This window comes from Streptomyces sp. NPDC031474, assembly GCF_055581185.1.
Genome location: NZ_JBVIJX010000025.1, coordinates 94,423 through 119,021 on the forward strand (window position 1 = coordinate 94,423; position 24,599 = coordinate 119,021).

26 protein-coding genes are annotated in these 24,599 nt (G+C 69.3%); 17 read left to right on the forward strand and 9 right to left on the reverse strand.

Annotated features, from left to right (window positions below):
- Positions 1-71: 71 nt before the first annotated feature.
- Together ACZ5SK_RS40785 and ACZ5SK_RS40790 are read left to right on the forward strand one after the other, a co-directional pair.
- The gene (locus ACZ5SK_RS40785; protein WP_361708259.1) at positions 72-278 is read left to right on the forward strand and encodes a DUF6191 domain-containing protein; all 207 of its coding nucleotides are present in this window, start codon (positions 72-74) and stop codon (positions 276-278) included.
- Positions 279-400: 122 nt separating this feature from the next.
- The gene (locus ACZ5SK_RS40790; RefSeq protein WP_361708322.1) at positions 401-1,555 is read left to right on the forward strand and encodes an alpha/beta hydrolase family protein; all 1,155 of its coding nucleotides are present in this window, start codon (positions 401-403) and stop codon (positions 1,553-1,555) included.
- 223 nt (positions 1,556-1,778) lie between these two features.
- On the opposite strand, the gene ACZ5SK_RS40795 is transcribed toward ACZ5SK_RS40790, so the two are convergent.
- Genes ACZ5SK_RS40795 through ACZ5SK_RS40810 form a run of 4 tightly spaced genes read right to left on the reverse strand, consistent with a single transcriptional unit; the run spans position 1,779 to position 4,140 of the window.
- The gene (locus ACZ5SK_RS40795; RefSeq protein ID WP_361708262.1) at positions 1,779-2,132 is read right to left on the reverse strand and encodes an ASCH domain-containing protein; all 354 of its coding nucleotides are present in this window, start codon (positions 2,130-2,132) and stop codon (positions 1,779-1,781) included.
- Positions 2,129-3,250, reverse strand: a complete 1,122-nt coding sequence (locus ACZ5SK_RS40800; RefSeq protein ID WP_361708265.1) for a hypothetical protein — start codon at positions 3,248-3,250, stop codon at positions 2,129-2,131. Before ACZ5SK_RS40800 ends, ACZ5SK_RS40795 begins: the two co-directional genes overlap by 4 nt.
- Before the next feature lie 45 nt (positions 3,251-3,295).
- A complete protein-coding gene (locus ACZ5SK_RS40805; protein WP_361708268.1) occupies positions 3,296-3,724 on the reverse strand; it encodes a hypothetical protein in 429 nt (142 codons plus the stop codon).
- Positions 3,724-4,140: a recombinase family protein gene (locus tag ACZ5SK_RS40810; protein WP_361708271.1), complete on the reverse strand. Its 417-nt coding sequence runs from the start codon at positions 4,138-4,140 to the stop codon at positions 3,724-3,726. The genes ACZ5SK_RS40805 and ACZ5SK_RS40810 overlap by 1 nt, the downstream gene beginning before the upstream one ends.
- A 119-nt stretch (positions 4,141-4,259) precedes the next feature.
- On the opposite strand from ACZ5SK_RS40810, the gene ACZ5SK_RS40815 reads away from it, so the two are divergent.
- The 4 genes from ACZ5SK_RS40815 to ACZ5SK_RS40830 are packed head-to-tail and all read left to right on the forward strand — an operon-like array spanning position 4,260 to position 7,294.
- Positions 4,260-5,303 carry a helix-turn-helix domain-containing protein gene (locus ACZ5SK_RS40815; protein ID WP_361708273.1) on the forward strand — a complete coding sequence of 348 codons (1,044 nt, stop codon included), beginning with the start codon at positions 4,260-4,262 and terminating at the stop codon, positions 5,301-5,303.
- Complete coding sequence (locus ACZ5SK_RS40820; RefSeq protein WP_361708276.1) at positions 5,300-5,989, forward strand: YdcF family protein; 690 nt, start codon at positions 5,300-5,302, stop codon at positions 5,987-5,989. Before ACZ5SK_RS40815 ends, ACZ5SK_RS40820 begins: the two co-directional genes overlap by 4 nt.
- A 28-nt stretch (positions 5,990-6,017) precedes the next feature.
- Positions 6,018-6,743 carry a WbqC family protein gene (locus ACZ5SK_RS40825; protein WP_361708279.1) on the forward strand — a complete coding sequence of 242 codons (726 nt, stop codon included), beginning with the start codon at positions 6,018-6,020 and terminating at the stop codon, positions 6,741-6,743.
- Positions 6,740-7,294, forward strand: a complete 555-nt coding sequence (locus ACZ5SK_RS40830) for a flavoprotein (RefSeq protein ID WP_361708282.1) — start codon at positions 6,740-6,742, stop codon at positions 7,292-7,294. Before ACZ5SK_RS40825 ends, ACZ5SK_RS40830 begins: the two co-directional genes overlap by 4 nt.
- Here the strand turns inward: ACZ5SK_RS40830 and ACZ5SK_RS40835 are convergent, their stop codons facing one another.
- From ACZ5SK_RS40835 to ACZ5SK_RS40850, 4 genes are all read right to left on the reverse strand, one after another.
- A complete protein-coding gene (locus ACZ5SK_RS40835; RefSeq protein WP_361708285.1) occupies positions 7,295-8,971 on the reverse strand; it encodes a relaxase/mobilization nuclease domain-containing protein in 1,677 nt (558 codons plus the stop codon). It abuts the gene before it with no gap.
- A 4-nt stretch (positions 8,972-8,975) separates the two neighbouring features.
- Positions 8,976-9,377, reverse strand: coding sequence for a MobC family plasmid mobilization relaxosome protein (locus tag ACZ5SK_RS40840; RefSeq protein WP_361708288.1), 402 nt, complete (start codon positions 9,375-9,377; stop codon positions 8,976-8,978).
- 389 nt (positions 9,378-9,766) lie between these two features.
- Entirely contained in the window at positions 9,767-10,933 is a 1,167-nt protein-coding gene (locus ACZ5SK_RS40845; RefSeq protein ID WP_457494712.1) for a DUF3631 domain-containing protein, read from the reverse strand.
- 679 nt (positions 10,934-11,612) lie between these two features.
- A complete protein-coding gene (locus ACZ5SK_RS40850; RefSeq protein ID WP_361708290.1) occupies positions 11,613-11,855 on the reverse strand; it encodes a helix-turn-helix transcriptional regulator in 243 nt (80 codons plus the stop codon).
- Positions 11,856-12,322: 467 nt separating this feature from the next.
- Here ACZ5SK_RS40850 and ACZ5SK_RS40855 point away from each other — a divergent pair, with 467 nt between their 5' ends.
- Both ACZ5SK_RS40855 and ACZ5SK_RS40860 read left to right on the forward strand, forming a co-directional pair.
- The gene (locus ACZ5SK_RS40855; RefSeq protein WP_361708293.1) at positions 12,323-12,640 is read left to right on the forward strand and encodes a helix-turn-helix domain-containing protein; all 318 of its coding nucleotides are present in this window, start codon (positions 12,323-12,325) and stop codon (positions 12,638-12,640) included.
- A gap of 1 nt (position 12,641) precedes the next feature.
- Positions 12,642-13,973, forward strand: coding sequence for a tyrosine-type recombinase/integrase (locus tag ACZ5SK_RS40860; RefSeq protein WP_361708327.1), 1,332 nt, complete (start codon positions 12,642-12,644; stop codon positions 13,971-13,973).
- Between the two features lie 66 nt (positions 13,974-14,039).
- Here ACZ5SK_RS40860 and ACZ5SK_RS40865 read toward each other — a convergent pair whose 3' ends face one another.
- Positions 14,040-14,738: a hypothetical protein gene (locus tag ACZ5SK_RS40865; RefSeq protein WP_334577961.1), complete on the reverse strand. Its 699-nt coding sequence runs from the start codon at positions 14,736-14,738 to the stop codon at positions 14,040-14,042.
- Positions 14,739-15,052: 314 nt separating this feature from the next.
- On the opposite strand from ACZ5SK_RS40865, the gene hemL reads away from it, so the two are divergent.
- The 9 genes from hemL (at position 15,053) to ACZ5SK_RS40910 (ending at position 24,593) form a co-directional block, all read left to right on the forward strand.
- Entirely contained in the window at positions 15,053-16,369 is a 1,317-nt protein-coding gene (hemL, locus tag ACZ5SK_RS40870) for a glutamate-1-semialdehyde 2,1-aminomutase (protein WP_334577960.1), read from the forward strand.
- A gap of 44 nt (positions 16,370-16,413) precedes the next feature.
- Entirely contained in the window at positions 16,414-17,061 is a 648-nt protein-coding gene (locus ACZ5SK_RS40875) for a histidine phosphatase family protein (protein WP_334581219.1), read from the forward strand.
- 214 nt (positions 17,062-17,275) lie between these two features.
- A complete protein-coding gene (locus ACZ5SK_RS40880; protein WP_334581218.1) occupies positions 17,276-18,625 on the forward strand; it encodes a polysaccharide deacetylase family protein in 1,350 nt (449 codons plus the stop codon).
- A gap of 66 nt (positions 18,626-18,691) precedes the next feature.
- Entirely contained in the window at positions 18,692-19,282 is a 591-nt protein-coding gene (locus ACZ5SK_RS40885; protein WP_334577959.1) for a TlpA family protein disulfide reductase, read from the forward strand.
- Position 19,283: 1 nt separating this feature from the next.
- On the forward strand, positions 19,284-20,054 hold the full coding sequence (locus ACZ5SK_RS40890) for a cytochrome c biogenesis CcdA family protein (RefSeq protein ID WP_079660559.1): 771 nt from the start codon (positions 19,284-19,286) through the stop codon (positions 20,052-20,054).
- Positions 20,055-20,057: 3 nt separating this feature from the next.
- Positions 20,058-21,836 (forward strand): cytochrome c biogenesis protein ResB, encoded by a 1,779-nt coding sequence (resB, locus tag ACZ5SK_RS40895; protein WP_468577447.1) that lies wholly within the window; start codon positions 20,058-20,060, stop codon positions 21,834-21,836.
- The gene (ccsB, locus tag ACZ5SK_RS40900; protein WP_457494710.1) at positions 21,833-22,933 is read left to right on the forward strand and encodes a c-type cytochrome biogenesis protein CcsB; all 1,101 of its coding nucleotides are present in this window, start codon (positions 21,833-21,835) and stop codon (positions 22,931-22,933) included. The genes resB and ccsB overlap by 4 nt, the downstream gene beginning before the upstream one ends.
- Positions 22,934-23,040: 107 nt before the next feature.
- Complete coding sequence (locus tag ACZ5SK_RS40905; RefSeq protein ID WP_361708330.1) at positions 23,041-23,634, forward strand: RNA polymerase sigma factor; 594 nt, start codon at positions 23,041-23,043, stop codon at positions 23,632-23,634.
- Positions 23,631-24,593: a CU044_5270 family protein gene (locus tag ACZ5SK_RS40910; RefSeq protein ID WP_468577449.1), complete on the forward strand. Its 963-nt coding sequence runs from the start codon at positions 23,631-23,633 to the stop codon at positions 24,591-24,593. The genes ACZ5SK_RS40905 and ACZ5SK_RS40910 overlap by 4 nt, the downstream gene beginning before the upstream one ends.
- The last annotated feature ends 6 nt before the right edge of the window (positions 24,594-24,599 follow it).

Genomic DNA, 24,599 nt, shown 5'->3' on the forward strand with positions numbered 1-24,599 from the left:
ATGTGCATCCCTTCAGAGCATCCGTCTGGTCGGCGTCGGGAACCCCGGCCCGATCAAGACAATGTCCTGCGGTGAACATCCTCGAAGAGGTCTTCCTTCCGAGCGCCCGCCACTTTCAGGAGGAGCGACAGCGCCTGGAGTGGATGCGCGACGACGAGGGCGAGGGCGACCCCTGCCGCGGGCCGATCGACCTCGACAGCGGCATCGTCCACATCAGGATCGGCCCGATAGCAGCCGCCTCGGCGGAGCGACGTCGAGGACGTGACGCGAGGCCATGACCATGCCGCCCCACACCCAGCGCCACGGGCTGCGAGCCCGGTTACGACCAAGAAACCCAGACTCGGGAGGATTCATGACCGTCACGGCGTCCAACAGCCGAAAACCAATGACGCGCCGTCGCATGCTCGGGGCAGCGCTGACCGCTGGGATCGGGACTGCCGTGCCGCTCGGCGTCGCATCCCGCGCGTGGGCGGCTCCGACCGCCTCCGGCCCGGTGCAACTCACCCTGCCTCCGCCCACCGGACCGCACCCGGTGGGCATGGTGCCGCTCCACCTCGTCGACACCTCACGCCCGGATCCTGTGGCCGGCCCGGGGCATCATCGCGAGTTGATGGCCAGCGTCTGGTACCCCGCCCGCAGGGCGGAGGACCTGCCGCGCGCCCCCTGGATGACCGAGGGCGCGTTGCGGGCGCTCCTGACGGACGCCGGCTTCGCCCTCGACCCCGCCCTCGGCCCGCTCACCGCCGCACATGCGGGCGCGCCCGTGCACCGTGCCGGCCACCGCCTGCCCGTCATCGTGTACTCGCACGGCTCGGGCAGCCACCGCGCCGACCACACCATCATCGTCCAGGAACTCGCCAGCCACGGCTACGCCGTGGTCACCGTCGACCACACCTACGACACGTTCACCGAGTTCCCCGACGGCCGGGTGGTCACCCCGGGCGACGTTCCGATGTTCCCGAGGGACTTCGCCGCGGACCTCCGGTTCCTGCTCGACTGCGTGGAGGGGCTCGCCGCCGGGCACAACCCCGACGTCGACGGCAGGGCACTGCCCCAGGGCCTGCTCGGCGCCCTCGACCCGCGGTGCATCGGTGCGTTCGGCTGGTCGAAGGGTGGCACCGCCACCGCGCTCACCATGCTCGCCGACCAGCGCGTCAGGGCCGGGCTCAGCATCGACGGCCCGATGCAGCCGACCATCACCGCCGACCTGGACCGGCCGTTCATGATGATGACCGCCGTGTTCACCCGGGCCGCCATGCCGGACGTCGCCGAGTTCTGGACGCACCTTCGGGGCTGGCGGCTCGACATCCAGGCCGACGGGGCCATCCACAACTCATACGGCGACAACGCGACGCTCATCCCACAGGCAGGCAAGATCCTCGGCATGACCGACCAGCAGATCCAGGACTGGATCGGCACCCTCGACCCGGCCAGGTCGGTACGGATCCAACAGGGCTACCCGCTCGCCTTCTTCGACCAGCACCTACGCCACCGCCGAGGGCATCTGCTCGACGGCCCGAGCGCGGCCTTCCCCGAGGTGAAGTTCCTGCCATGAAGCCGTGGACCGCGGCGCTCACGTCCCGCGCCGCGGTCCACGCGCCCCGGCCGCGGCGAAAAGCTGCGGTGGGAACCTCTTGCTGTCCCGTCGAGCAGAGCCCCGTCCGGAATCCTTCCCAGCAACTCCCTCTGGTCAGGCGCCGACAGCACAAGCCTCGGCACGTGGGCGGGGGAACTCGTCCCAGACCCGTCCGTCCAGGGGATGGGTAGGGCGTCAGGTGTCAGCTGATGAGCCTGATCTGGATGGCCAGGGCGCCAAGAGCTTCCTTTTCCGGTGGGTAGATGGCCCGAATGTTGGCGAGCTGCTCGTTGCGGGTGGTCGTGGGGTTCACGTTGGAGGGGCCCTCGCCGTCGAGCAGGGCCTCGAAGTTGGGGTATTCCGTGACTCGCTCGACCGTGACCTCGCGATTCTCGTCTGTGCCCTTGATACGGAAACGGATTGTGTCGCCGGCGGCGAGGTGGGCGAGGTGGGCGTATTTGACCCGCACCTCGATGATCTTGGTGCCTGCGACCACGAGGTCGAAGTACTGGCGGTAGAGGTTGAGTTCGTGGACACGTGGGGTGGTGTTGCTCATCGGGAGGGGATGCTCCTGGGTGCTGGTGTGGTGATCAGGCGGCCGATCTCGGCCGCGGAGTACGAGCGGAAGAAGTGTCGCGGGTCGGACAGCAGCGTTTCGGCCGTGGCCAGCAGTTGATCGGCGTACTCGGTGACGGTGCCGGGCCATTGCCGGGTGTCGAGCATCCAGTCGGCGGCGCCCTCGGGCAAGGGGGCGTTGCCTTCGCGGATGAGGGACTTGGACAGTTTGGCGCCGGTGTCGGTGACGACCTGCGGGCAGAACAGGCGGGCGGGGAGTTGGGCTCGGGTGAGGCCGACGGCCTGGAGGGCTTCGTCGACGAGAAGGGAGCCGAAGATCCAGTCGCCGCCCTTGACCATGACGTACAGGGTTCCGTGGGACGGAGTGCCGGTGAGGGCGAGTTCCTTGACGAGGTTGCGGTAGAGGGTGGCCAGGTCGAGGTAGGCGCCGGCGGTGGGTGTGATGGTGGTTCGGTAGGGGCCGTGGTGGAGGCATACGGCGGCGACGGTGGCCTCTTCTCGGTCGGTGAGATGGACCCGGGTGTGTTCCGCGTGCTTCTCCGCCCAGCCACAGCTTGTGTGCGGGCAGGGGATTCGCAGGTGCGGCGTGCCAGTGGAGGGTGCAAGCCACCAACGGGCGGCGTCGAGGCGGGGAAGTAGCCGTAGCCAAGTTCGGCGGAAGTGCTCGCCGGCCTGCTGCTGCGTGTAGGTCTCGACGCGGTGGGGGATGCCCAGGCGTCGGGACAGAGCCGTGAAGAGCGGCTGGTAGAGGGCTTTGACGAGGTCGGTCAAGGCTTGCTCGCCGAGGGCTTGGGCGTAGGCGCGTTGATAGCGGTGGCCGTTTGTGGGGTCGGTGGCCAGTTCGTACGGCGCGTTGTCGAGTGCGTTGAAGAAGACCTCGGTGGGGATGCCGAAGCGGTCGCGCAGGCGAGCGGCCATGGCGAAGGCCAGGGACTGCACGAGTGAGGTGCCGAGGTGCGGGGCGCCGTTGATCTGGGTGCCGACGACCAGCACGATCCGCTCCGGCGGAGTGGCCAGGATGCGTGGAGTCAGGACGTCCTCGGCGCGGAGAAGGGCGTTGGCGAGCACGGTGTTCGGTGAGACGAGGTGGGTCGTCACAGGTTTCCCCTAGAGGTTGGGGTAGAGGGGCGTGGGGCCCGGGTTCTAGAGGCAGGCGTCGGCGTGCGCTTCGTCCTTGGCCGCGGCGACGTACGGGTGCTGGAGCGCGGCACGGAGGGCGTCCGCGTCGGTGAGGGTGTCGTCGTCAGGCAGCTCGCACCACCCGCCGAACCAGTCGTCGAGCAGCTCCAGGCCGGGCGCGACGAGCCAGGAGTTGGTGGAGAGGTGCCGTACCGGCAGATCGTCCCAACTGGCTGCGGTGCCGGTAGGGACGGCGTAGTAGAGACGCCCGTTGGGCCTGTCGTACAGCACGGGGCCGACGGAAGTACCGATGCAGCGCAGGTAGGCCAGGGCCAGGAGGCCGATCTCGGCGGAGGTGCGCACGACGTCCCAGCCGTCGCCGACCTTCAGTAGCCGCAGCCCCGGCACGTCGTTCACCATGGGAGCCCTTCGCAACGCGTCACGCACGGACATCACGCATCCCCCAGCGGCCGGAAGCTGTGGCTCGCGCCGAGCGAAGAGGTGGATTCCGTGGTCGGTGTGAGGTGGCGGACCACGATCAGACGAGCGCCTGCTGCTGTTATCTGCCGCTTGCGTTCGGTGCCGAGGCCCTTTGGGCCGAGGTGGCTGAGAGCCGGAACCACGGCACCGTAGGCATCGGGGAGTTCGAGCGCGTCGAGCAGACCGACGAAGGCGGGGGAGCGGACGATCACTGTGGCGTCGCGGTCGGTGAAGACGCCGCACAAGGCTAGTTCGTGCCGGTCGCAGTATTCGGTGAGGCAGTCGACGAGAGCCGTATGGCGGGGTAGGCCGCCGGTGACGTGACGCAGGTAGCCGAAGACCTGAGGGAATGCGATGGGGCGGCGTTCGGTGATGAGGTCGTCGTCCATGCCCACAGCGTCGGCCGTCGTGAACGGCCTCGAAATGACCTGCTGTTGTACTTCCGTTGCACTTCCCGCCCCACGTCGTCACTGACAGTGCTTCCATACGTGACGTAGGGAGGTCATCCGTGGTCAGCGTGCAGCAGTGGACAGGTCGGGAGGCGAGCGCCCTGCGCGCCGCGTTGCGTATGAGCATGCGCGCTTTCGCCGAGCACCTCGGTGTCGCGCTGCGCACGGTTGCGAAGTGGGAGAGCCTCGGCGCGGAGACGCAGCCACGCCCAGACACGCAGGCCATCCTCGACACTGCGCTCGCACGGGCGGATTCCGCCTCCCAATCCCGGTTCGAGACAGTGCTGTTCCCTGAACGGCAGAGCGCGCGGCCGACGGACTACGAGACCTGGACCGAGGACATCGAGCGCGCTGTTGTCTGCATCAGCCGCCAGGACTTCCCTTTCGCCTCAACCCTGTTGAACCGCTGGCTGGGCAGCCGTGCACCCCAGCAACTGGACGACAAGGGCCTCTATTTGTACGGCCGTTCCCTCGTGCTCCTTGGCGACCTCCAGCGCGATCAGGGCGCGATCCTCGGCCCACTCTCAGCCCGGCACTCCTATCTGACCGCTCGCGGCATGTTCACCGAGCTCGACATCCCGCGCCGGGTGGCCCAGATCGAGCTGTCCCTCGCTGTCGTCCAGGAGATGTCGGGCCAGCTGGAATCCTCCGCCCACCACTACGAACTGCTCGCCGGGGACGAGCGCTTGAGCCCGCGCGACCGCGCCAGGGCCCGGCTCTGGGTGGGTACGGCGCTGAGCAAGGAGGGCGACAACGAGTACGCCACCGGCGTCATGGTCGAGGCCACCCGCTTCTTCGAGGACCTGGGCGAACCGGAGGACTGGTCGGTCGCGCACCAGAAGCTGGCCCTGGCCCACCGCGGTGCCGGCGACCTGAAGCAGGCCCTGCACTACATCGGGATCGCGCGCACGACCGGCACGGTCGACTCCCCGATGCAGCGGGTGCGGTTGGACACCGCGCACGGGCACATCCTTCTGTCGGATGCGGCGACCCGGAATGATGGGCTGTCCGTCCTCGATCAGGCGGCACAGGTGGCCCGGCAGTACGGGCTGAGCCACCAGCTGCGCAGTATCGAGGGCATCCGCAAGGACCAGCAGGGATGAGCCAGGGAGTGCCAGTGCCGGAGCACGAGCAGCGCCAGATCACCGACGAGCAGTTTCACGACGCGACGCTGATCTGGGACTACCACCAGATGGGCCACGAGCAGCGGCCCTGCTCGGCGGCGATCGGCCTGGGTAGCCACGACCTCGGGGTGGCCACCGCGGCCGCCGATCTGTACCGCGCCGGTCTCTTCCCAGTCGTGGTGTTCAGCGGTGGCAACAGCCCCACCACCCGGGCCCGTTTCCCGCGCGGCGAGGCGGTGCACTACCGCGAGCATGCGCTGAGCCTGGGTGTGCCGGACGAAGCGATCCTGGTCGAGCCGAAGGCAGCCAACACTGGTCAGAACATCACGTTCTCCCGGGAGCTGCTGGCCGAGGCCGGCATCGCGGTGGAGTCGCTGCTGCTGATCTCCAAGCCGTACATGGAGCGCCGCTCGTATGCGACGTGCCGCAAGCTGTGGCCCGAGGCGGAGGTTGTCTGCGCCTCCGAGCCACTGGAGTTGGACGACTACATCAAGTCCATCGGCGACGAGAAGCTCGTCGTCGACATGCTCGTCGGCGACCTGCAACGGGTGATTGAGTACCCGAAGCTCGGCTTCGCCGTCGAGCAGGACGTACCGGGGGATGTGTATGACGCTTACGAGCGCCTTCTGCGCGACGGATTCGACAGCCGCCTCATCGGCACCTAACCCGACCCACGCCGGTTCGCCGGGCGGGGTGTGCGCGATCCACCAACCGAACCTGTTCCCGCGGCTGTCCACGGTGGCGAAGCTGTACGCCGCCGACCGGTGGATCGTCCTCGACGACGTCCAGTTCGCCCGGCGCGACTACCAGCACCGGGCTCGTCTGGCGGCCCTGGACGAGCCCGCTCGGCAGCAGTGGCTCACGCTCCCGACCCGCCTTCCTCACGGGCGCCCGACACCGATCGACCAGGCACGGCTCGCCGAACCCGGCCGATCCCGTCGCACCGTCAGCCTGTTGACACGCCAGTACTACGGCCGCAGCCGCTATTGGCCCGCGGTGCGCGACGTCCTGGACGCGGTTCTCGATCAGTTCGAGGACACCGACCGTGTATCCGACGTTGCCAAGGCGTCGACGGTCGCCCTGCTCACCGCGTTGGGCTGGAGCGGCGAGGTACTGCGCAGCAGCGCGATTCCGACCCGGGTGGGCCGGTCAGAGAGACTCGCCGACCTCGCCGCGGCCACCAGCAGCACCCACTACCTCTGCGGCACGGGCGGCTGGCGCTACCTCGACACTCAGGCTTTCGATGGCCACGGCGTCCAGGTGCTGTCCTTCCACACCCCTGTGGACACGGGCGACCCACGCTGGCGGTGGGCCCGCCACATCAGCAGCCTCTGGGCGCTGAGCCGGATCGGGCCGGAAGCCCTGGCTGCCATGCTGGCGGCCCAACGAGACCATCGGCTTATGGGGGGCTTCACGTGACCGAGCCGCAGGTGCCGGGCAAGAAGCCGTTCCTGTACGTCGTGGTGTGCGCGGCCGGGGTCGCCAGCGACGTCGGCAAGCTGATCACGGCCGCTCAAGTGGCAAACTGGGACGTCGGCGTGGTGGCCACTCCGCAGGGCCTGGGTTTCATCGACACAGAGGCGGTCGAGGCCCAGACCGGCTACCCGATCCGCTCGGCCTGGCGCTCACCCGGCGATCCTCGCCCGTTGCCGCCCGCCGACGCGATCGCGGTGGCGCCGGCCACCTTCAACACGGTCAACAAGTGGGCGGCAGGGATCTCCGACACGCTGGCCCTGGGCATCCTGTGCGAGTCATACGGCATGGGCATCCCCGCCGCCGTCCTGCCGTACGTGAACTCGGCCCAGGCCGCCCATCCCGCATACCGGCAGAGCCTGGAGCGACTGCGCGAGATGGACGTCCTGATCGGCTCGTACGAGCCGCATCGACCGAAGGCCGGCGGCGGGGCCGACCGCTACCGCTGGGAAGAGGCGCTGGAACTGCTCACTCCCAAGGTGTCCGCGCGGCCGTAATCAGCGCCGCCGTGCCGACTGGGGCTGTGGGGGAGGAGCTGCTGCCGCAGGCTGGACCGGAGTAGCCCGGGCTGCCTCGGCTCGTGGACTGGGTGCGTGGCGTTCGCCGAGGCGGCGGATGCGCCAGGTCAGTGCGCGGGCGGGGCTGTGGGCGTCGTCCAGGGTGCGCTGGCCGAGGGCCTGGTCGAGGACGGCGGCTGCGTTGTGTCCTGCTGCTTCGGCCTCGGCGAGCACGGTGGTGAGTGAGTCCCAGGCGGGGTCGTTGAGGATGCGCTCGGCGCGTTCGGGGACTGCCTGCTGGAGGTGGTGGGCGTAGCGGCGCTTGGTCTGCGGGCTGGGTGCTCGGCTGGCGAGACCGGCCAGGACCGGCTTGGCGGCCTGCGCGTACGCGACCTGCAGATGGACGAGGGCTTGTTCCGCTGCTGCCTCCTGTTGGGCGTGCTGGCGGATGCGGTGCCAGTGCATCGCATAGGCGACCGCGGTGAGCGCGACGTCCAGCAGCATCGCCAGTCCGGCACCGTCGCCATGCCGTGTGGGGTCCTTCCAGATCGCCTGGACGCTGCGGCGCAGGACGCGAGTGCTGTCGAGGTCGGCGGCGATGCGGGAGCGGGTGGCGCGCTCGAAGGCGGCGGCTGCCTGTTCGAGTTCGGCCTTCAGTGCCGCCGGTGCGGTGACCGGCAGGAGGTCCAGTGCGGCGCCGAGCGCGACCAGCTGTCCCTGCCCCGTGGGGTCGTCGCCGTGGGTGAGGTGTTGGGGGATGCGTTCGGTGGCGGCGGTGGCCTGGTGCCACGGATTGCCCGGCCGGACGGTGACCGGTTCGGGGCTGGTGGTGGCGAGACGTCGGCGGATCTGGGGGAGGGAGAGGTCGGGCGCGAGGGTAGAGCCGGAGAAGATGACCGGCTCGCCCTTGTCGTTGGTGTCGCCGGGCAGGGCGAAGTTACAGCCAAGTGCATCGCCGGACGGGCCGCGCTTGAGGCGCACGCTCACGCCGGTGGCCTCCAGCAGGGCGAAGAACTCGGCCTCGTCGGCCGCGGCGGCGACGGCACGACGGACCCGCAGACGCAGGATCTCGCGGGAGGTGGCGTCCTGGCCCAGGCGTTTGGCCTTGAAGTGTTCCTTGCTGGTGGGGCGTTTGGCGGCGGTGCCGTCGCCCGGCTTCAACCGCCTCAGCCCGTAGTCAACTTCGATCTGGCGGGCTTCGCGCTGGGCGGCGCGCTGGTCGTAATCGCGCTGGGGGCGGCGGCCGTCTTGCCGTACGAGGGTGGCGGCGATGTGGATGTGGTCGTCGGCGTGGCGGACGGCCACCCAGCGACAGGCTTCGGTATCGCCTTCGGGGGCGATGCCGGCGGCGGCCACGATCCGGCGGGCGATGCTGGCCCACTGGGCGTCGGTGAGGATCGGGTCTTCGGGTGCGGCACGGACGGGGCAGTGCCACACGGTGTACTTGGGCGCCTTGTCGCCGAGCATCTTCACAGGCTGGTCGAGCTGCGCGACGAGCTGCGCCTCCACCTCCTTGGGGTCGCGGTGGGGGCTGCGGCCGGGGTCGGGGGCGAAGTCGTTCCAGGAGGCCACCAGGTGCGGGTCGATGTGCTCGTTGGCCCGGCCCTTGCCGAAGAGATAGCCGATCGTGCGGCGCGTGGCCTCTGGCCCTTTGCCGAGGATGATCTTCGGGATCAAGGGCTCACCGCCCCTCAGTGATCTGCGCGACGGCGGTGTCCACCTCGGCGATGGACGCCTCGACGCGGTCCAGGAGCCGTTGGACGGTGTCGGGGTGGGGCCAGGCGCCGTCCCTGTTGAGGTGCCAGGTGAGCTGGTTGAGGTTGTTGCCGATGCCGCCGAGCTGCCGGTTGGCGGCCATGAGCGCCTTGACCATGGCGCGGTAGTCGGCGACGGCTGCGGTGGGGTCCTCGGCACGGGCGGCGGCGAGCGCGCACTCGGCGACGTAACCGCCGGGCTGCATGCGGCTCAGAGCGGCGGCCTTCTGGACGAGGTCGAACTCGTCATCGTTGTAACGGGGGTGGACGCGGCGCTCGCGCAGCTGCTTGTCACGCAGACGGCGACGCGGCGCAGGCGGCTGCGGCACGCTCGACGACGGCTCGCTGCCCCCAGTCCCGGTCGGCTCCCCCGGGCCGACCGACTCCGGTGCCCCTGCGCCGGATGCCTCCGCCCCCTCCAGGGCGGGAGCCGGGTAAGGACTCCTTACCCGACAACTTGCTGCGCGTGTGACGGGAGTGGTGGCCATCTGTTCCTGGGGCATGGGTTGGTCGAGGTGAGGGTCGCGCATCGGAGTACTCCGTTGGTGAGGGGGCGGGAGGTGTGTCACGTGCGTCGCATCCGTCCCATGCCTGGTCAGGACAGGTACGGACACTCGGGCAGGTACGGAGAAGTCCGTCCCGGCGAGGACATCCGTCCCCGCGCTGACCTGCGCGGGGACGGATGCGACGCATTGATACGGCCCCTGGGGGAGGCGGGTCAGCGGGCGGGCTTGGGGCCGGTGGGGCCGCCGGGCGGGCCGACGGGCAGCTGGCCCGCCGGGGCGGCGGGCGGCTTGCCCTGGGCCCGGTGCGCAGGTGTGGCGTCGTGCGCGGGGGCGGGCGCCGTCTCGGTGAGGTCGGGGCAGTGCCGGGCCCAGCTGTCCAGGAACCGGTTACGGGCGTACCCCTTGGCCTGCCTGCCCTTGTCGAACCGGTAGTTGGCCGGGCTGATGCCGAAGTCCCTCAGCATGTTGCCCAGGTGGTGGGCGTTGAGTCCCTTGGTGCCGTGTTCCGCCCAGGGGGCGTCGGGGTCCTGGAGCAGGCTGGTGACCAGATCCAGGGAGGACAGGGCCTCGGGGTTGCCGTGTGCCTGGAAGATGCGGTGGATGTCGCGCAGCAGCCGCGTCTTCAGGTTGGTCTGCTCGTCCTGGACGGCCTCGAACCGGGTCATCGCCACACAGGCCGCACGGGCATGGGCGGGCCAGTGGCCGCTGGCCAGGTCGGCGATGATGACCAGCGGTTCCCAGGTGTCCGCCGCCCGGTCCTCCACCGGCATGGTCGGCGCCATGCGAGCGGCCGTGCCGCGCAGCGGTCCCAGCCAGGCGGCCAGCTTGTCCCGCAGTGCGTTCAGTTCCGGTACGGTGTAGCGCGAGCGGAACGGGGTCACCTTCTCGCCGGGCTTGCGCTTTTGCATGCGGAGCACGACCGCCCGGTCCGTGATCGTGTCGGGCAGGTCGCCGATCGAGGCCAGCGCGGCCATGGCGAAGGTCGGATACGGGGTCGGCTTGTGCTCCGGACCGGAGATCCGCCAGGCGGGCCGGTTGCGCTGGTGACCGGCGTTCAGCAGGCCGCGCAGTTCCTCGTTCTCGCCGGCCTTGCTGAAGATGGTGTCGGCCTCGTCCACCAGGATCGTGCGCGGGTTCTTGCCGATGACGCGGAAGAGCACCGCCGTGGACATGTTCACCGTCATGATCGGCTGGTGGACGGTCTCGTGGAGTACGTCCAGCACCCGGGACTTGCCGCAGCCCTTCGTCGGGCCGACGACCGCCAGGCGCGGCGCGTGCTGCAGAACGCTCTGGATGTGCGTGGCCGCCACCCACAGGGTGACCGCTGTCAGCGCCTCGTCACTGGGCAGCACGACGTACTTGCCGATCGCCGCCCGCAACTCATCCAGCAGTACGGCACCCTCACCGGAACCCTGTTCCGAAGGGGCTGTCGGTCCCCGAGGAGGCCGGGGACCGACCTCCTGATCCGGTCCCCGTGCGCCGACGGGACCGGTCCCCTCCTGCTGGACGCTGTCCGCCACGAGGGTGTCGGTCCCCACCGACTGGCGGGGATCGTGCTCACCGTCCCCACTGCGGTCCCCTGGTGCAACTGCAGCCTCTTGGGGACCGGTCCCCGATTTCGCGGCGTTGGCCTGCGGGTTTGCACGGGATGTCGATTCGGGGACCGGGACGTGCGGGGACCGAGTGCCGGGCGCGTAGAGGGGACGGTTCCCAACCGCCGCGTCGGCAGACGGCTGGGGACGGTCCCCGTGTGCTTGCGTATCCGATGGGTGTTCGACGGTCCCCGACGCGGGGGACCGTGTGTCCTGCTGATCCTGGCGGCGCCAGGGGATGCCCTCGCCGGGGACCGCGGGAGTGGGCCAGCCGGTAGGGGAGGTGTTCGTGGTGCGGGGGGACGTAGAGTCCTCCATAGGCCTTCCTCTCCGGTGAGGGGCAGGACGGGCAAGGTCCCGTCCCTCACCAGCTCGTTCGTTCAGGGATGGGCGATCGGCAGGGGAGTCTTCGGCCCTCGGCGTTGGCGCGCCGGGGGCCGCTTCGTTGTCCGCGTCAGATGCGGGGTCAGGCCGTGAGGTCGTACGACGTCTGGGCGTCCAGCCACGCGTCCACCTCCCGCCAGCGGTAGCGCAGGTGACGGCCGACCTTGTGGACGCTGGGGCCGATGCCCCGGTACTTCCACTGGTAGAGGGTCTTCACCGGCACCCCGAGATAGGCGGCGACCTCCGCAGGGGTGGCAAGGGGGCCACGCTGGGCAGCCGCCGCGGTGGCAGCGGCGTTGGTGCTACGGGGAGGGGTCTTCGGCACAGGGCTCCTTTTCGGTCTTGAACAATGGGCTGGACAACACAGCCACACCACCCGGAGAAAAGTCCAGAGTTGGTTCTGAAACTCCTCACTACTTCTTTCGGAGTGGCCGGGGAGAGGGAAACAGTAAGGGTGGATCCCCGGTTGCCGAAATCGCTCCCGCCGGGCCCGAAATCTTCTTGCGGCGAAGCAACCGGTCGAGGTGCCGGAATCCGGTACCTCCGCAGCTCAGAGGTGACACCTGGCGGTCAGGTACGAGGTGACTGACCCGCCGGGCATCATGGCTGATGTCTATCCAAATCGCCCAACTCGAAAACGGCGAGGGAAGGTAACACGGCACCTCGGCCGAAACGCCTCGCGATGTACCGGAATTCGACGAGACGAACGCCACTTCGCCCCCGAACGACTATTGGAGAGTTTAAGAGCTAACTCTTGCCATGACGCCCGGATGCAAGTTACAGCTATCTGTCATGCCCAACCGACCTGTCGAAATAGGCCCCGCCGGCCTCCACACCGCCCGCGCCATCGAGCACCTACGTCTCGTGCGCGGCCTGACCCAGCACCAGCTCGCCGCCCGCTGCACCGCGCTGGGCCGCCCGATGGCCAACACGGCCCTCAGTCGCACCGAACGCGCCCGCCGCCGATGCGACGTAGACGACCTCATCGCCCTCGCCACCGCGCTCGGCGCCCCTCCCGCAGCCCTGCTGCTCCCGTGGCCGACACACTCCCCGGTGTCCAACGCCACCTCCCACTCCCTCACCCCCACCCAGGAGGCCCTTCTTGGCTGACGTGTACGACCGCTGGCACAAGTCCCACCCCAAGCCCACCGAGGCCGAGTGCGGCGAGCACAAGAGCCGTACGAAGCGGATGGTCCCGACTGCCGACCACGGCATCGGTAAGCGTTGGCAGGTCCGTTACCGCGACCTGGACGACCGCCAGCGCAAGGAGAACTTCCACACGAAGGCCGAGGCGGACAACCGCGCCGCCGAGGTCGACGTCGAGATCCGGCAGGGCTCCTACGTCGTCCCCGCCGAGACGAAGCAGACGCTCGTCGCCTACGCGCAGAAGTGGCTCGACGCGAACTCCGTCGGCCCGACGACTGCGCTCCGCTATGAGGCGACGGTCCGCAACCACATCACCGAGCACCTCGGCCGACGCGAGCTGAGATCCCTCAACCAGCCCTCGGTCATCCAGGGTTGGGTCCGCACACTCCAGGACGGCGGCCTGGAGGTGTCGACGATCGAGGGCATCTTCGACATCCTCTCCAGCATCCTCGGCGCGGCCGTGGAGGACGGGCTGCTGCCGAAGAACCCGTGCAAGGCGAAGTCGGTCAAGCTCCCGACCGCGACCAAGAAGAAGATCATCCCTTGGTCACTGGAGCGCGTCCGCGCGGTCATCACCGAACTGCCGAAGCGCTTCCAGGCCGGCGGCAAGCTCGCCTTCGGCTGCGGTCTGCGGCAGGGCGAGTTGTTCGGCTTCGCCGTCGAGGACATCGACTTCAAGGGCGGCTGGATCCACGTCAACCGCCAGGTGCGGCTGGTCGGTACGAAGCCCGTCTTCGCCCTGCCCAAGGGCAACAGGATCCGGTCAGTGCCCCTGTCGGCTCAGCTCGCCGCAGCCCTCAAGGCGCACATGAAGGAGTTCCCGCCGGTCGACGTCGCCCTGCCGTGGGGCAAGCCGGACGGCGAGCCGAAGACCTTCCGCCTCCTCTTCGTCGACAAGAAGGGGCGGGCCTACAACCGCAGCGTCTTCAACATGGGCGACTGGAAGCGCGCTCTTGCCGCCGCCGGCGTGATCCCTCCCCGCGAGCGCGGGGCGCGCTACCTCCAGGCGGCCCCGGAAGACGGCATGCACGCCCTCCGGCACGCGTACGCCTCCGTACTCCTGGACGCGGGGGAGAGCATCAAGGCGCTCTCCGAGTACCTCGGACACTCGGACCCGGGCTTCACGCTGCGGACGTACACGCATCTGCTGCCGTCCAGCGAGACCCGCACCCGCAAGGCGATCGACGACGTCTTCGCAGAAGCCGAGGCAGAAGACGAGGACGACCGGCCTGGCACCCAGGGCACATCAGTGCCCCCGGCGAAACCCATGTGCCCTCAATGTGCCCTGGCCGCCTGACGGCCTCTCTCCGCACATGACGAGGGCGGGGTCAGAAACCCCGCCCGAAACCCCTGAAACCCCAGCTCAGGGCCACACCAGGCAGTAAGGCTGATGCCCCGCCTCATGCAACCGGTGGCTGAAGTCCTGCCACTCGTGCAGCAGTTGGTACACGTTGAACGCGTCGCGGGGGCCGCCGCGGTCCGGGACCGTCGACCAGATGAACGCTGCCGCGCCCACCGCTTCCTCGCCGATGTCGCGCAGGGGGTCCACGACCGTCATGGGGAGCTTCACGACGGCGTAGTCGGGGTGGAGGACGACCAGTTCCAGCGGGGGCACCTTGTGGAGGGGGACGCCTTCGATGCCGGTGAGGACCATGGCGGCCATCGTCTCCGGCTTGATCTTGGTGAACATGCCGTTCATGCCGAGCTCGTCGCCGCCGAGCTCCTCGGGGCGCATCGAGATCGGGACGCGGGCCGCCGTCGCACCGTCCGGCGCGCCGAAGTACTTGTACGTCACCCCCACCCGACCACCATTCCTGCTCTCCGCCCGGAGACGATCGACCCGCTGGTCGACGCGACGGTCGAATCGGCCGTCGAATCGTCCCTCGAATCGGCCGTCGACCCGCTCGGGATCATTCGGTACACCCTGGTTCATACCCTGGTTCATGGCTTGGTTCTGGCGTGCTTCGTCGGCTTCCTCCGCGTCGCGCCGGTGCCTTCCCCGATGGGCACGTCGAGGACCCAGGTCGTCAGTCCCCTCGCCCAGCCCGCCACCGCGATGCATATCTCCACCCGACTGCTTTTCTAGGATGCGTGGCCCCCGCCGCGCAACCCGATCATCGTGTCAGTGACCTCCCCCACGGCCGCACGCCGAAACGTGCGTTGAAACACCTGTCCGCAGGATCTTCGCAGCCCCTCGACACCTGGTCGTTGTGAGCTACGTCTATCAGGCTCAGTCCGTTTCAGTTTCGCAGATGACGAAGCGGTCGGGCGGGCGGGCGGCGGCCCCGGCCGAGGGCGAGCACCGCTGGCCTACCCTGGGAGGTCACTGGCAACCGGAGTCCAGCAAGTCGGAGAAGGTCGGAGAAGTCGCAGGTCATGAGCGAACTGCCCTATTCATACGATGCGCCCGTCTCGCAGGCGCTTTTCGACCGTGCGTCGGCCGTCACGCCGGGCGGCGTGAACTCCCCGGTGCGCGCCTTCCGCGCCGTGGGCGGAACGCCCCGGTTCATGGTGTCCGGCACCGGCCCGTATCTGACGGACGCCGACGGGCGCGAGTACGTCGACCTCGTCTGCTCCTGGGGGCCCATGATCCTCGGGCACTCGCACCCCGAGGTCATCGCGGCCGTGCAGGACGCCGTCCTGCGCGGCACCTCCTTCGGCACGCCCGGTGAGGGCGAGGTGGCGCTCGCCGAGGAGATGGTGGCCCGCATCGAGCCCCTGGAGCAGGTGCGGCTGGTCTCCAGCGGCACCGAGGCCACCATGTCGGCCATCCGGCTCGCCCGCGGCTTCACCCGCCGCACCAAGGTGATCAAGTTCGCCGGGTGTTACCACGGTCACGTCGACTCGCTGCTCGCCGCGGCCGGCAGCGGCGTGGCCACCTTCGCGCTGCCCGACACCCCGGGTGTCACCGGCGCCCAGGCCGGCGACACCATCGTCCTGCCGTACAACGACCTGGAGGCCGTGCAGGAGGCCTTCCACCGGCATCCCGGCGAGATCGCGTGCGTGATCACCGAGGCCTCGCCCGGGAACATGGGGGTCGTGCCGCCGCTGCCCGGGTTCAACCAGGGGCTCAAGGACGCCTGCGCCAACAACGGCGCGCTGTTCATCTCCGACGAGGTCATGACCGGCTTCCGGACCAGCCGGGCGGGCTGGTTCGGGATCGACGGGGTGCGGCCCGACCTGATGACCTTCGGGAAGGTCATGGGCGGCGGCTTCCCCGCAGCCGCGTTCGGCGGTCGCGCCGACGTCATGGCGCACCTCGCTCCCGCCGGGCCCGTCTACCAGGCCGGCACGCTCTCCGGGAACCCGATCGCCACCGCCGCCGGGCTCGCCCAGCTGCGGCTCCTCGACGACGACGCCTACACCAGGATCAACGCCGTGTCCGGGCAGATCCAGGCGCTCGTCTCCGAGGCGCTCACCAAGGAGGGCGTCGCGCACACGCTGCAGAGCGCCTCCAACATGTTCTCCGTCTTCTTCACGGACCGGCCCGTCCGTGACTACGAGGACGCCAAGGCGCAGGAGTCATTCCGCTTCACCGCCTTCTTCCACTCGCTGCTGGCGAACGGCGTCTACCTGCCGCCGTCGTCCTTCGAGTCCTGGTTCGTGTCCACGGCCCACGACGACGCGGCCGTCCAGAGAATCGCCGACGCCCTCCCGGCGGCGGCCCGAGCGGCTGCGGAGGCCACCGCGTGAGCACCAACGGCAACAGCGGCAAGGACCTCACCGTCGTCCACCTCATGCGGCACGGCGAGGTCGCCAACCCCGACGGCGTCCTCTACGGCCGTCTCGACGGCTACCACCTCTCCGAGCTGGGCCGGCAGATGGCCGACCGGGTCGCCGAGCACCTCGCTCCGCGTGATGTGACGTACGTCGTCGCCTCGCCGCTGGAGCGGGCGCAGGAGACGGCCACGCCGATCGCGAAGGCGCACGGTCTGGATCTGGCCACCGACGCGCGGCTCATCGAGGCCGCCAACGTCTTCCAGGGCAAGACGTTCGGGGTGGGGGACGGGGCGCTGCGCCGGCCCGAGAACTGGAAGCACCTCGTCAACCCGTTCAAGCCGTCCTGGGGCGAGCCGTACGTCGACCAGGTGGTGCGGATGATGGGCGCGCTGGACGCGGCGAAGGACGCGGCCCGCGGGCACGAGGCCGTGCTCGTCAGCCACCAGCTGCCGATCTGGATCGTGCGGTCCTATGTCGAGCGGCGGCGGCTGTGGCACGACCCGCGCAAGCGGCAGTGCACGCTCGCCTCGCTGACGAGCTTCACGTACCAGGGCGACAGGATCGTGTCCGTCGGCTACAGCGAGCCCGCCATCGACCTCGTGCCGGCCCATCTCCGGGCCGGCGCCAAGCCGGTGAAGGGGAAGGGCAAGGCGTTCGGCGCGTAGCCGCCGCCCGCGCGCACCCGTAGCATCCGCTTCTCCTTCCCACGTCGCATCCGCTTCTCCTGCCCCCGTCGAAACCGCTACCCCTGCCCCCGTCGAAACCGCTGGCTGAATCGGTTCCCCTGTTACCGAATCCGGAACTATGGGCGGAACCCCCTCGTTCGTCATGTCCTCTGAAAGAGTGACCACTGACGAGGACCTGACGAACGAGGACGCCATGCGCACGATCACCCGAAGGGGAGCACTCGGCCTCGGTGCCGGGGCCGCCGCCGTCGCCGGACTGTCCGGCTGCGGCAGCCTCACCGGTTCCGGCGACCCGAAGCCCGCGGGGTCGGGCAAGGACGGTTCCAAGAGCGACCCCTCCGGCAGTCCGAAGCCCTCCGCCCGCCCGATCGGCGACGGCTCGACCTCCTTCACCGGCAAGCAGCCCCACCAGCCGGCCAAGCCGGTCCCGCTGGAGCCCGGCCAGGAGCCGCCGCAGTTCGTCGTCTTCTCCTGGGACGGCGCCGGCGAGGTCGGCAACGGACTCTTCCCGCGCTTCCTCGACCTCGCCAAGGAGCACGGCGCGAGCATGACCTTCTTCCTCTCCGGGCTGTATCTGCTGCCCGAGTCGAAGAAGCGTCTCTACGACCCGCCGAACAACCCGCGCGGTGCCTCCGACATCGGCTACCTCACCGACGACCACGTCAAGGCGACGCTCACCAACGTGCGCCGGGCCTGGCTCGAAGGCCACGAGATAGGCACCCACTTCAACGGGCACTTCTGCTCCGGGCACGGCACCGTCGGCAACTGGACGGCCAAGCAGTGGCGCAGCGAGATAGACCAGGCCAAGTCGTTCGTGAAGAACTGGCGGACCAACACCGGCTGGACGGACCTGCCCGCGCTGCCCTTCGACTACGACAAGGAACTCGTCGGCGGCCGCACCCCCTGCCTCCTCGGCCAGGACAACCTGCTGCCCACCGCCAAGGAACTCGGCTGGCGCTACGACGCCTCCTCGCCGGGCGGGCGTCAGGTGTGGCCGAAGAAGCGGGGCGGCCTGTGGGATCTGCCGCTGCAGCAGGTGCCCTTCCCGGGCCACAGCTTCGAGGTCCTGTCGATGGACTACAACATGCTCGCCAACCAGTCGGTCAACTCGACCAAGGCGCCCAGCTACAACTACCCGGGCTGGCGCAAGCAGTCCGCGCAGGCCTACATCCAGGGCTTCCAGCGGGCGTACGAGTCCAACCGCGCGCCGTTCTTCGTCGGCAACCACTTCGAGAAGTGGAACGGCGGCATCTACATGGACTCCGTCGAGGAGGCCTTCAAGCACATCGCGCGGGAGAAGGAGAAGGGCGCGGACGTACGGCTGGTCTCCTTCCGGCAGTTCGTGGACTGGATCGACGTCCAGAAGCCCGAGGTCCTCGAGAAGCTGCGCACCCTCGACGTCGGCCAGCAGCCGGCGGGCGGCTGGAAGACGTTCCTCGCGGCGGCCCCGAAGACTCCCACGACCCCGAAGAGCCCGAAGAGCACGAAGAGCACGAAGACGTCGGCCGGGGCGTCCGCGACGGGGTCCGCATCCGCCGCCTGATATGCGGTTTTCTCCCCGCAAGGGGGGCGCGCAAGATCCCCGGAACGGACATGCGAAACTTTTCACATGAGTGCCGCCAGCCGCGTCCCCCTGTCTGTCGTCGTCGCCGTAGCCGCGGCGTCGCTGCTGTCCGCGTGCACCTCAGGAGGCGCCTCCGGCGGAGGCGGTGACACCAACTTCGTGATGGGCAAGGACGGCATCTCCACCGTGGAGAAGGGGAAACGGGCCGCCGCGCCCGATCTGTCCGGCAAGACCATCGACGGCAAGCAGCTCGACGTCGCCGCCTACAAGGGCAAGGTCGTCGTCCTCAACGTGTGGGGTTCCTGGTGCTCCCCGTGCCGTGCCGAGGCGCCGGGCTTCCAGAAGGTCTACCAGGACCTCCAGGCCGACGGCGTGCAGTTCGTCGGCCTCAACACCCGGGACACCAAGGCCCGTAACGCCGTCGCCTTCGACGAGCAGTACGGCATCACCTACCCCAGCCTGTACGACCCGACGGGCAAGCTGATGCTCCGCTTCAAGAAGGGCACCCTCAACCCGCAGGCCATCCCCTCCACGCTGGTCATCGACCGGGAGGGGAAGATCGCCGCCCGCTCGCTGGCCGCGCTCAGCGAGGACAAGCTGCGCAAGATGATCTCCCCGGTCGTCGCGGAGAAGTGACGTGAGCGCAGTCACCACGCTCGCCGCGACGGGCTACAACGACACGGTGCTCAACGGCGCCCTGCTCGTCGCCCTGCCCATCGCGCTGCTCGGCGGTCTCGTCTCCTTCTTCTCGCCCTGCGTCCTGCCGCTCGTCCCCGGCTATCTGTCGTACGTCACCGGCGTCGCCGGCACCGACCTGGCCGAGGCCCGCCGCGGCCGGATGGTCGCCGGCGCCTCGCTCTTCGTCCTCGGCTTCACCGCCGTGTTCGTCTCCAGCGGGGCCCTGTTCGGCTACTTCGGCCAGAACCTCCAGGACAGCCAGGGCGTCCTGTCCAAGGTTCTGGGCGTGCTCATGATCATCATGGGCGTCTTCTTCATGGGTCTGATGCCCTGGATGACCCAGCGGGAGTTCCGCTTCCACAAGCGGCCCGTCGCCGGACTGGCCGGCGCCCCGCTGCTCGGCGCGCTGTTCGGCATCGGCTGGACCCCGTGCATCGGCCCCACCCTCGCCTCCGTGATCGCCCTCTCCTCCCAGCAGGGAAGCGCGGGCCGCGGTGCCATACTGACCGTCGCCTACTGCCTCGGCCTCGGTGTGCCGTTCGTGCTCGCCGCGGTCGCCTTCCGCAAGGCACTCGGCGCCTTCGGCTGGGTCAAGCGTCACTACGTCTGGGTGATGCGGATCGGCGGCACGATGATGATCGTGACCGGTCTGCTGCTGCTGACCGGTGCGTGGGACCGCCTCGTGCAGGACATCCAGTCCTGGTCCGCCGGCTTCACTGTGGGGATCTGATTCATGAGCAAGACCACGACAACCGGCAAGAGCCCGACAGGCGAGAGCCCGACCGGCACGACCTCGACGGACGGTGAGCCCTCGACGACCGGTGAGGCGACCTCCGTCGCCTCCGACGACCAGGGCCTCGGCGCCGCCGGCTCGCAGCTGTCCACCGCGCCGGTGGACTCCCTGGCCGGCGGGCCCGGCCTGGGGCTCGTCGGCTGGGTCCGCTGGTTCTGGCGTCAGCTCACGTCCATGCGGGTCGCGCTGCTGCTCCTGCTGCTGCTGGCGCTCGGCGCGATCCCCGGCTCGCTGATCCCGCAGTCCGGCACCGACGCGACGAAGGTCGCCGACTTCCGCCAGGCGCACCCAACGCTCGCGCCGGTCTACGACAGGCTCGGCCTCTTCCACGTCTACAGCTCGGCGTGGTTCTCCGCGGTCTACATCCTGCTTTTCGTCTCCCTCATCGGCTGCATCGTGCCCCGCACCTGGCAGTTCGTGGGCCAGCTGCGCAGCCGTCCGCCGGGCGCGCCGAGGCGTCTGACCCGGCTGCCCGCGTACACGACGTGGCGCACCGAGGCCGAGCCGGAGCAGGTCCGCGAGGCCGCGCTCGCCCTGCTGAAGAAGCGCCGCTTCCGCGCTCATCTCGCCGGGGACGCCGTCGCCGCCGAGAAGGGCTACCTCCGGGAGGTCGGCAACCTCGCCTTCCACGTCGCGCTGATCGTGATGCTGGTCGCCTTCGCCTGGGGCCAGCTGTACAAGTCCGAGGGCAACAAGCTGGTCGTCGAGGGCGACGGCTTCTCCAACACCCTCACCCAATACGACGACTTCAAGTCCGGCACCCTCTTCGGCTCCGACGACCTCACGCCGTTCAGCTTCAGCCTGGACAAGTTCACCGGCACGTACGAGACGAGCGGCCCCAACAAGGGCACCCCGCGCACCTACCAGGCCGCCCTCACCTACAGCGTCGGCGCGTACGGCAAGGACAAGAAGGACGTCGTCAAGGTCAACCACCCGCTGGAGATCGGCGACTCCAAGGTCTACCTCACGGCCCACGGCTACGCCCCCGTCGTCACCGTCCGGGACGGCAAGGGCAAGGTCGTCTACAGCGACGCCGTACCGCTGCTGCCGCTGGACTCCAACGTCACCTCCTCCGGTGTGGTCAAGGTCTACGACGGCTACAAGAACGCCGAGGGCGTCTCCGAGCAGCTCGCCTTCCAGGCGTCCTTCCTGCCGTCGTACGTCAAGGGCATGGAGACGGCCTCCAGCTTCCCCGCGCTGCTCAACCCGGTGCTGAACCTCGTCCCGTACCACGGTGACCTCGGCGTCAACTCGGGCATCCCGCAGAGCGTGTACCAGCTCGACAAGACCCATATGAAGGAGTTCAAGGACGCCAAGGGCGCGCAGCTGCGGGAGAACCTGAAGCCCGGCGAGACCCTGACCCTCCCGGGCGGCGCCGGCTCGCTCACCTACGAGGGCACCAAGCAGTGGGCGAACTTCCAGGTCACCCAGCAGCCGGCCAGCGGCTGGGCGCTGGCCGGCGCGCTCGCCGCGATCTTCGGCCTGGCCGCCTCCCTGTTCATCCAGCGCCGCCGGGTGTGGGTGCGTGCGGTGAAGGACGCCGACGGCGTCACGGTCGTCGAGATGGCCGGCCTCGGCCGCAGCGAGTCCGCCAAGGTGCCCGAGGAACTCGGCGACCTCGCCGGAACCCTGTACGACCAGGCTCCCGGAGCCCCGGAACCTGCTCCCACCGATTCCCCCGAACCCGAAGTCGTACCTGCCGAAGGGTCTGAGAAGTGACTCTCGCCGCCGCAACCGATCTGGCCGTCGCCTCCAACGAGAATCTCGCGAACATCAGCAACACGCTGATCTACTCCTCGATGGCCGTGTACACGCTGGCTTTCTTCGCGTACATCGCCGAATGGCTCCTCGGCAGCCGCAGCAAGGTCGGCCGCACCGCCGCCGCGCTGACCGCCCAGGCGCAGGCCGCGGCGAAGGGCCCGGCCGTCACCGTCAAGAACAACGGCGGCACGGCCGTCCTGGAGCGCCCGCAGGTCGTGGTGCGCTCCGCGGCCGGCGCGCGCGACGTGCCCGACGGGCCGGGCGCGCACGGCGGTGACGAGCAGGGCGACATGTACGGCCGGATCGCCGTCTCCCTCACGGTGCTCGCCTTCCTGGTCGAGCTGGCCGGCGTCGTGGCCCGCGCGGCCTCGGTGGAACGCGCGCCGTGGGGCAACATGTACGAGTTCAACATCACCTTTTCCACGGTGGCCGTCGGCGTGTACCTCGGGCTGCTGGCGCTGAAGAAGAACGTGCGCTGGCTCGGCCTGTTCCTGATCACCACGGTCCTGCTGGACCTGGGCCTCGCGGTCACCGTCCTCTACACGGCGAGCGACCAGCTGGTCCCGGCCCTGCACTCGTACTGGCTGTACATCCACGTCTCCACCGCCATCTTCTGCGGCGCGGTGTTCTACGTCGGCGCGGTCGCCACGATCCTGTACCTGTTCAAGGACTCCTACGAGAACAAGCTCGCGACCGGCGGCAAGCCGGGCCGCTTCGCGAACTCGGTGCTCGACCGGCTCCCCGCCTCCGCGTCCCTCGACAAGTTCGCGTACCGCGTCAACGCGGCGGTCTTCCCGCTGTGGACGTTCACGATCATCGCGGGCGCGATCTGGGCGGGCGACGCGTGGGGCCGTTACTGGGGCTGGGACCCCAAGGAGACCTGGTCGTTCATCACCTGGGTCGCCTACGCCTGCTACCTGCACGCCCGTGCCACGGCCGGCTGGAAGGGCCGCAAGGCCGCCTACCTGGCGATGATCGCCTTCGGCTGCTGGCTGTTCAACTACTACGGCGTCAACATCTTCGTCTCCGGCAAGCACTCGTACGCGGGCGTGTAACTCTCGTACCGACAAGGCCGGTTCCCGTGACCTGGGTCACAGGAACCGGCCTTCGTCGTGCGGACAGGTAGAAGGGCGTGGATACGACTCCGAGCACGACGAGAACGCTGAGGAAACGCATCCGCGCGGGGGACCACGACGCCTTCGGTGAGCTCTTCGACGCCTACGCCCGCTCCGTCTACAACCACGCCTACCGGCTCACGGGGGAGTGGACGGTCGCCGAGGAGGTCGTCTCGCTGACCTTCCTGGACGCCTGGCGGCTGCGCGCGAAACTCGACGAGGACGGCGGCTCCCTGCGCCCGTGGCTGCTGGGCATCGCCACCAACGTCACGCGCAACACCCGCCGCGCGGCCCGAAGACACGCGGCGGCCGTCGCCCGGCTGCCGCGCGACGAGGCGGTGCGGGACTTCGCCGACGAGGTCGCCGGGCGGGTGGACGACGCCGCTCGGCTGGACCTCGTACGCACCGCGCTGGCGAAGCTGCGGCGGGCCGAGCGGGAGGTGCTGGCGCTGTGCGTGTGGGGCGGGCTGGACTACGCGGCGGCGGCCGAGGCGCTGCGGGTGCCGGTCGGGACGGTGCGGTCGCGGTTGTCGAGGGCGCGGACGAAACTCGCGAAACATATGGAACTCCCGCAAAGCAACGGACAGATGAGAGGTGACCGCGGCACCGCGGTCGGCCCCCTGAGGGAGGGAAACCGATGAACCAGACTCCAGAACTGCCGGAGAAGGACCTTCCGCCGGGCCGTCACCGACTCCTCAAGGAGCATCTGATGACCGAGATCCGGTACGAGGAACAGGCTTCCGTCCGCAGGCGGAACCCGTGGCTGCGCCCCGCGCTCACGGCGGCGGCCGTGGCGACCGTCGCCGCCGTCACGTTCACCTTGCTGCCGTCGTCCGGCGACTCCGGCTCCGGACCGCGCGTCACCACGGCGGCCGCCGTCCTGGAGGACGCGGCGCTGGTCGCCGGCCACCAGAACGGGTACGGCAAGATCCGTGACGACCAGTTCACGTACGTCGAGACCAAGGTGACCTCCACCAGGATCGGGAAGGACGGGAAGACAGTCGTCAAACCCCTGCATCGCAGGGAGGTCTGGGTGCCCGTGGACGGCCGCAGCGAGGGCGTGATCCGGGATGCGACCTTCCCGGGCGATGTGAGCTACGACCGCTACGAGCCGGAGAACTACCCCCAGCAGGTCTATGCCGGATACGACTACCTCAAGTCCCTGCCCACCGACCCGGACGCGATGCACGACTGGCTGGCCGCTCACTCTGCGCTCTTGATCCAATTGATGGACGGCGCGCGGCCCATCGTTTTCAACAAGGACCAGACGGTGTTCTTGGCGGTGGGCGACCTGATGACGGACGGCATCGTGCCCCCCGCCCAGGCCGCCGCGCTCTACCGGGTCGCCGCCCGCGTCCCCGGGGCGACCGTGCGGGAGGACGCCGTGGACGTCCTCGGACGGCACGGGGTGGCGGTCGTTTACGAAGACGCGAAGCTGCCGTTGCGGGTGGAATGGATCTTCGACAAGAAGACGCACCAGATGCTCGGACAGCGAACGACCTTCACCCGGGACTACGGGAAGTTCAAGAAGGGGACCGTGTTCGACGACTCCGCCACCGTGCGCCGTGCCGTCGTCGACAAGGCCGGGCAGCGGCCGTAACCGTGC

Bases quoted from the DNA above. Each gene is read 5' to 3' on its own strand.
- ACZ5SK_RS40790 (WP_361708322.1), top strand. From the start codon at position 401: ATGCTCGGGGCAGCGCTGACCGCTGGGATCGGGACTGCCGTGCCGCTC.
- ACZ5SK_RS40865 (WP_334577961.1), bottom strand. From the start codon at position 14,738: ATGCATCGCGGTGGCGGGCTGGGCGAGGGGACTGACGACCTGGGTCCT.
- ACZ5SK_RS40880 (WP_334581218.1), top strand. From the start codon at position 17,276: ATGCGCACGATCACCCGAAGGGGAGCACTCGGCCTCGGTGCCGGGGCC.
- ACZ5SK_RS40910 (WP_468577449.1), top strand. From the start codon at position 23,631: ATGAACCAGACTCCAGAACTGCCGGAGAAGGACCTTCCGCCGGGCCGT.
- ACZ5SK_RS40820 (WP_361708276.1), top strand. From the start codon at position 5,300: ATGAGCCAGGGAGTGCCAGTGCCGGAGCACGAGCAGCGCCAGATCACC.
- hemL (WP_334577960.1), top strand. From the start codon at position 15,053: ATGAGCGAACTGCCCTATTCATACGATGCGCCCGTCTCGCAGGCGCTT.
- ACZ5SK_RS40885 (WP_334577959.1), top strand. From the start codon at position 18,692: ATGAGTGCCGCCAGCCGCGTCCCCCTGTCTGTCGTCGTCGCCGTAGCC.
- ACZ5SK_RS40795 (WP_361708262.1), bottom strand. From the start codon at position 2,132: ATGAGCAACACCACCCCACGTGTCCACGAACTCAACCTCTACCGCCAG.
- resB (WP_468577447.1), top strand. From the start codon at position 20,058: ATGAGCAAGACCACGACAACCGGCAAGAGCCCGACAGGCGAGAGCCCG.
- ACZ5SK_RS40805 (WP_361708268.1), bottom strand. From the start codon at position 3,724: ATGTCCGTGCGTGACGCGTTGCGAAGGGCTCCCATGGTGAACGACGTG.
- ACZ5SK_RS40855 (WP_361708293.1), top strand. From the start codon at position 12,323: ATGCCCAACCGACCTGTCGAAATAGGCCCCGCCGGCCTCCACACCGCC.
- ACZ5SK_RS40875 (WP_334581219.1), top strand. From the start codon at position 16,414: ATGCGGCACGGCGAGGTCGCCAACCCCGACGGCGTCCTCTACGGCCGT.
- ACZ5SK_RS40810 (WP_361708271.1), bottom strand. From the start codon at position 4,140: ATGGACGACGACCTCATCACCGAACGCCGCCCCATCGCATTCCCTCAG.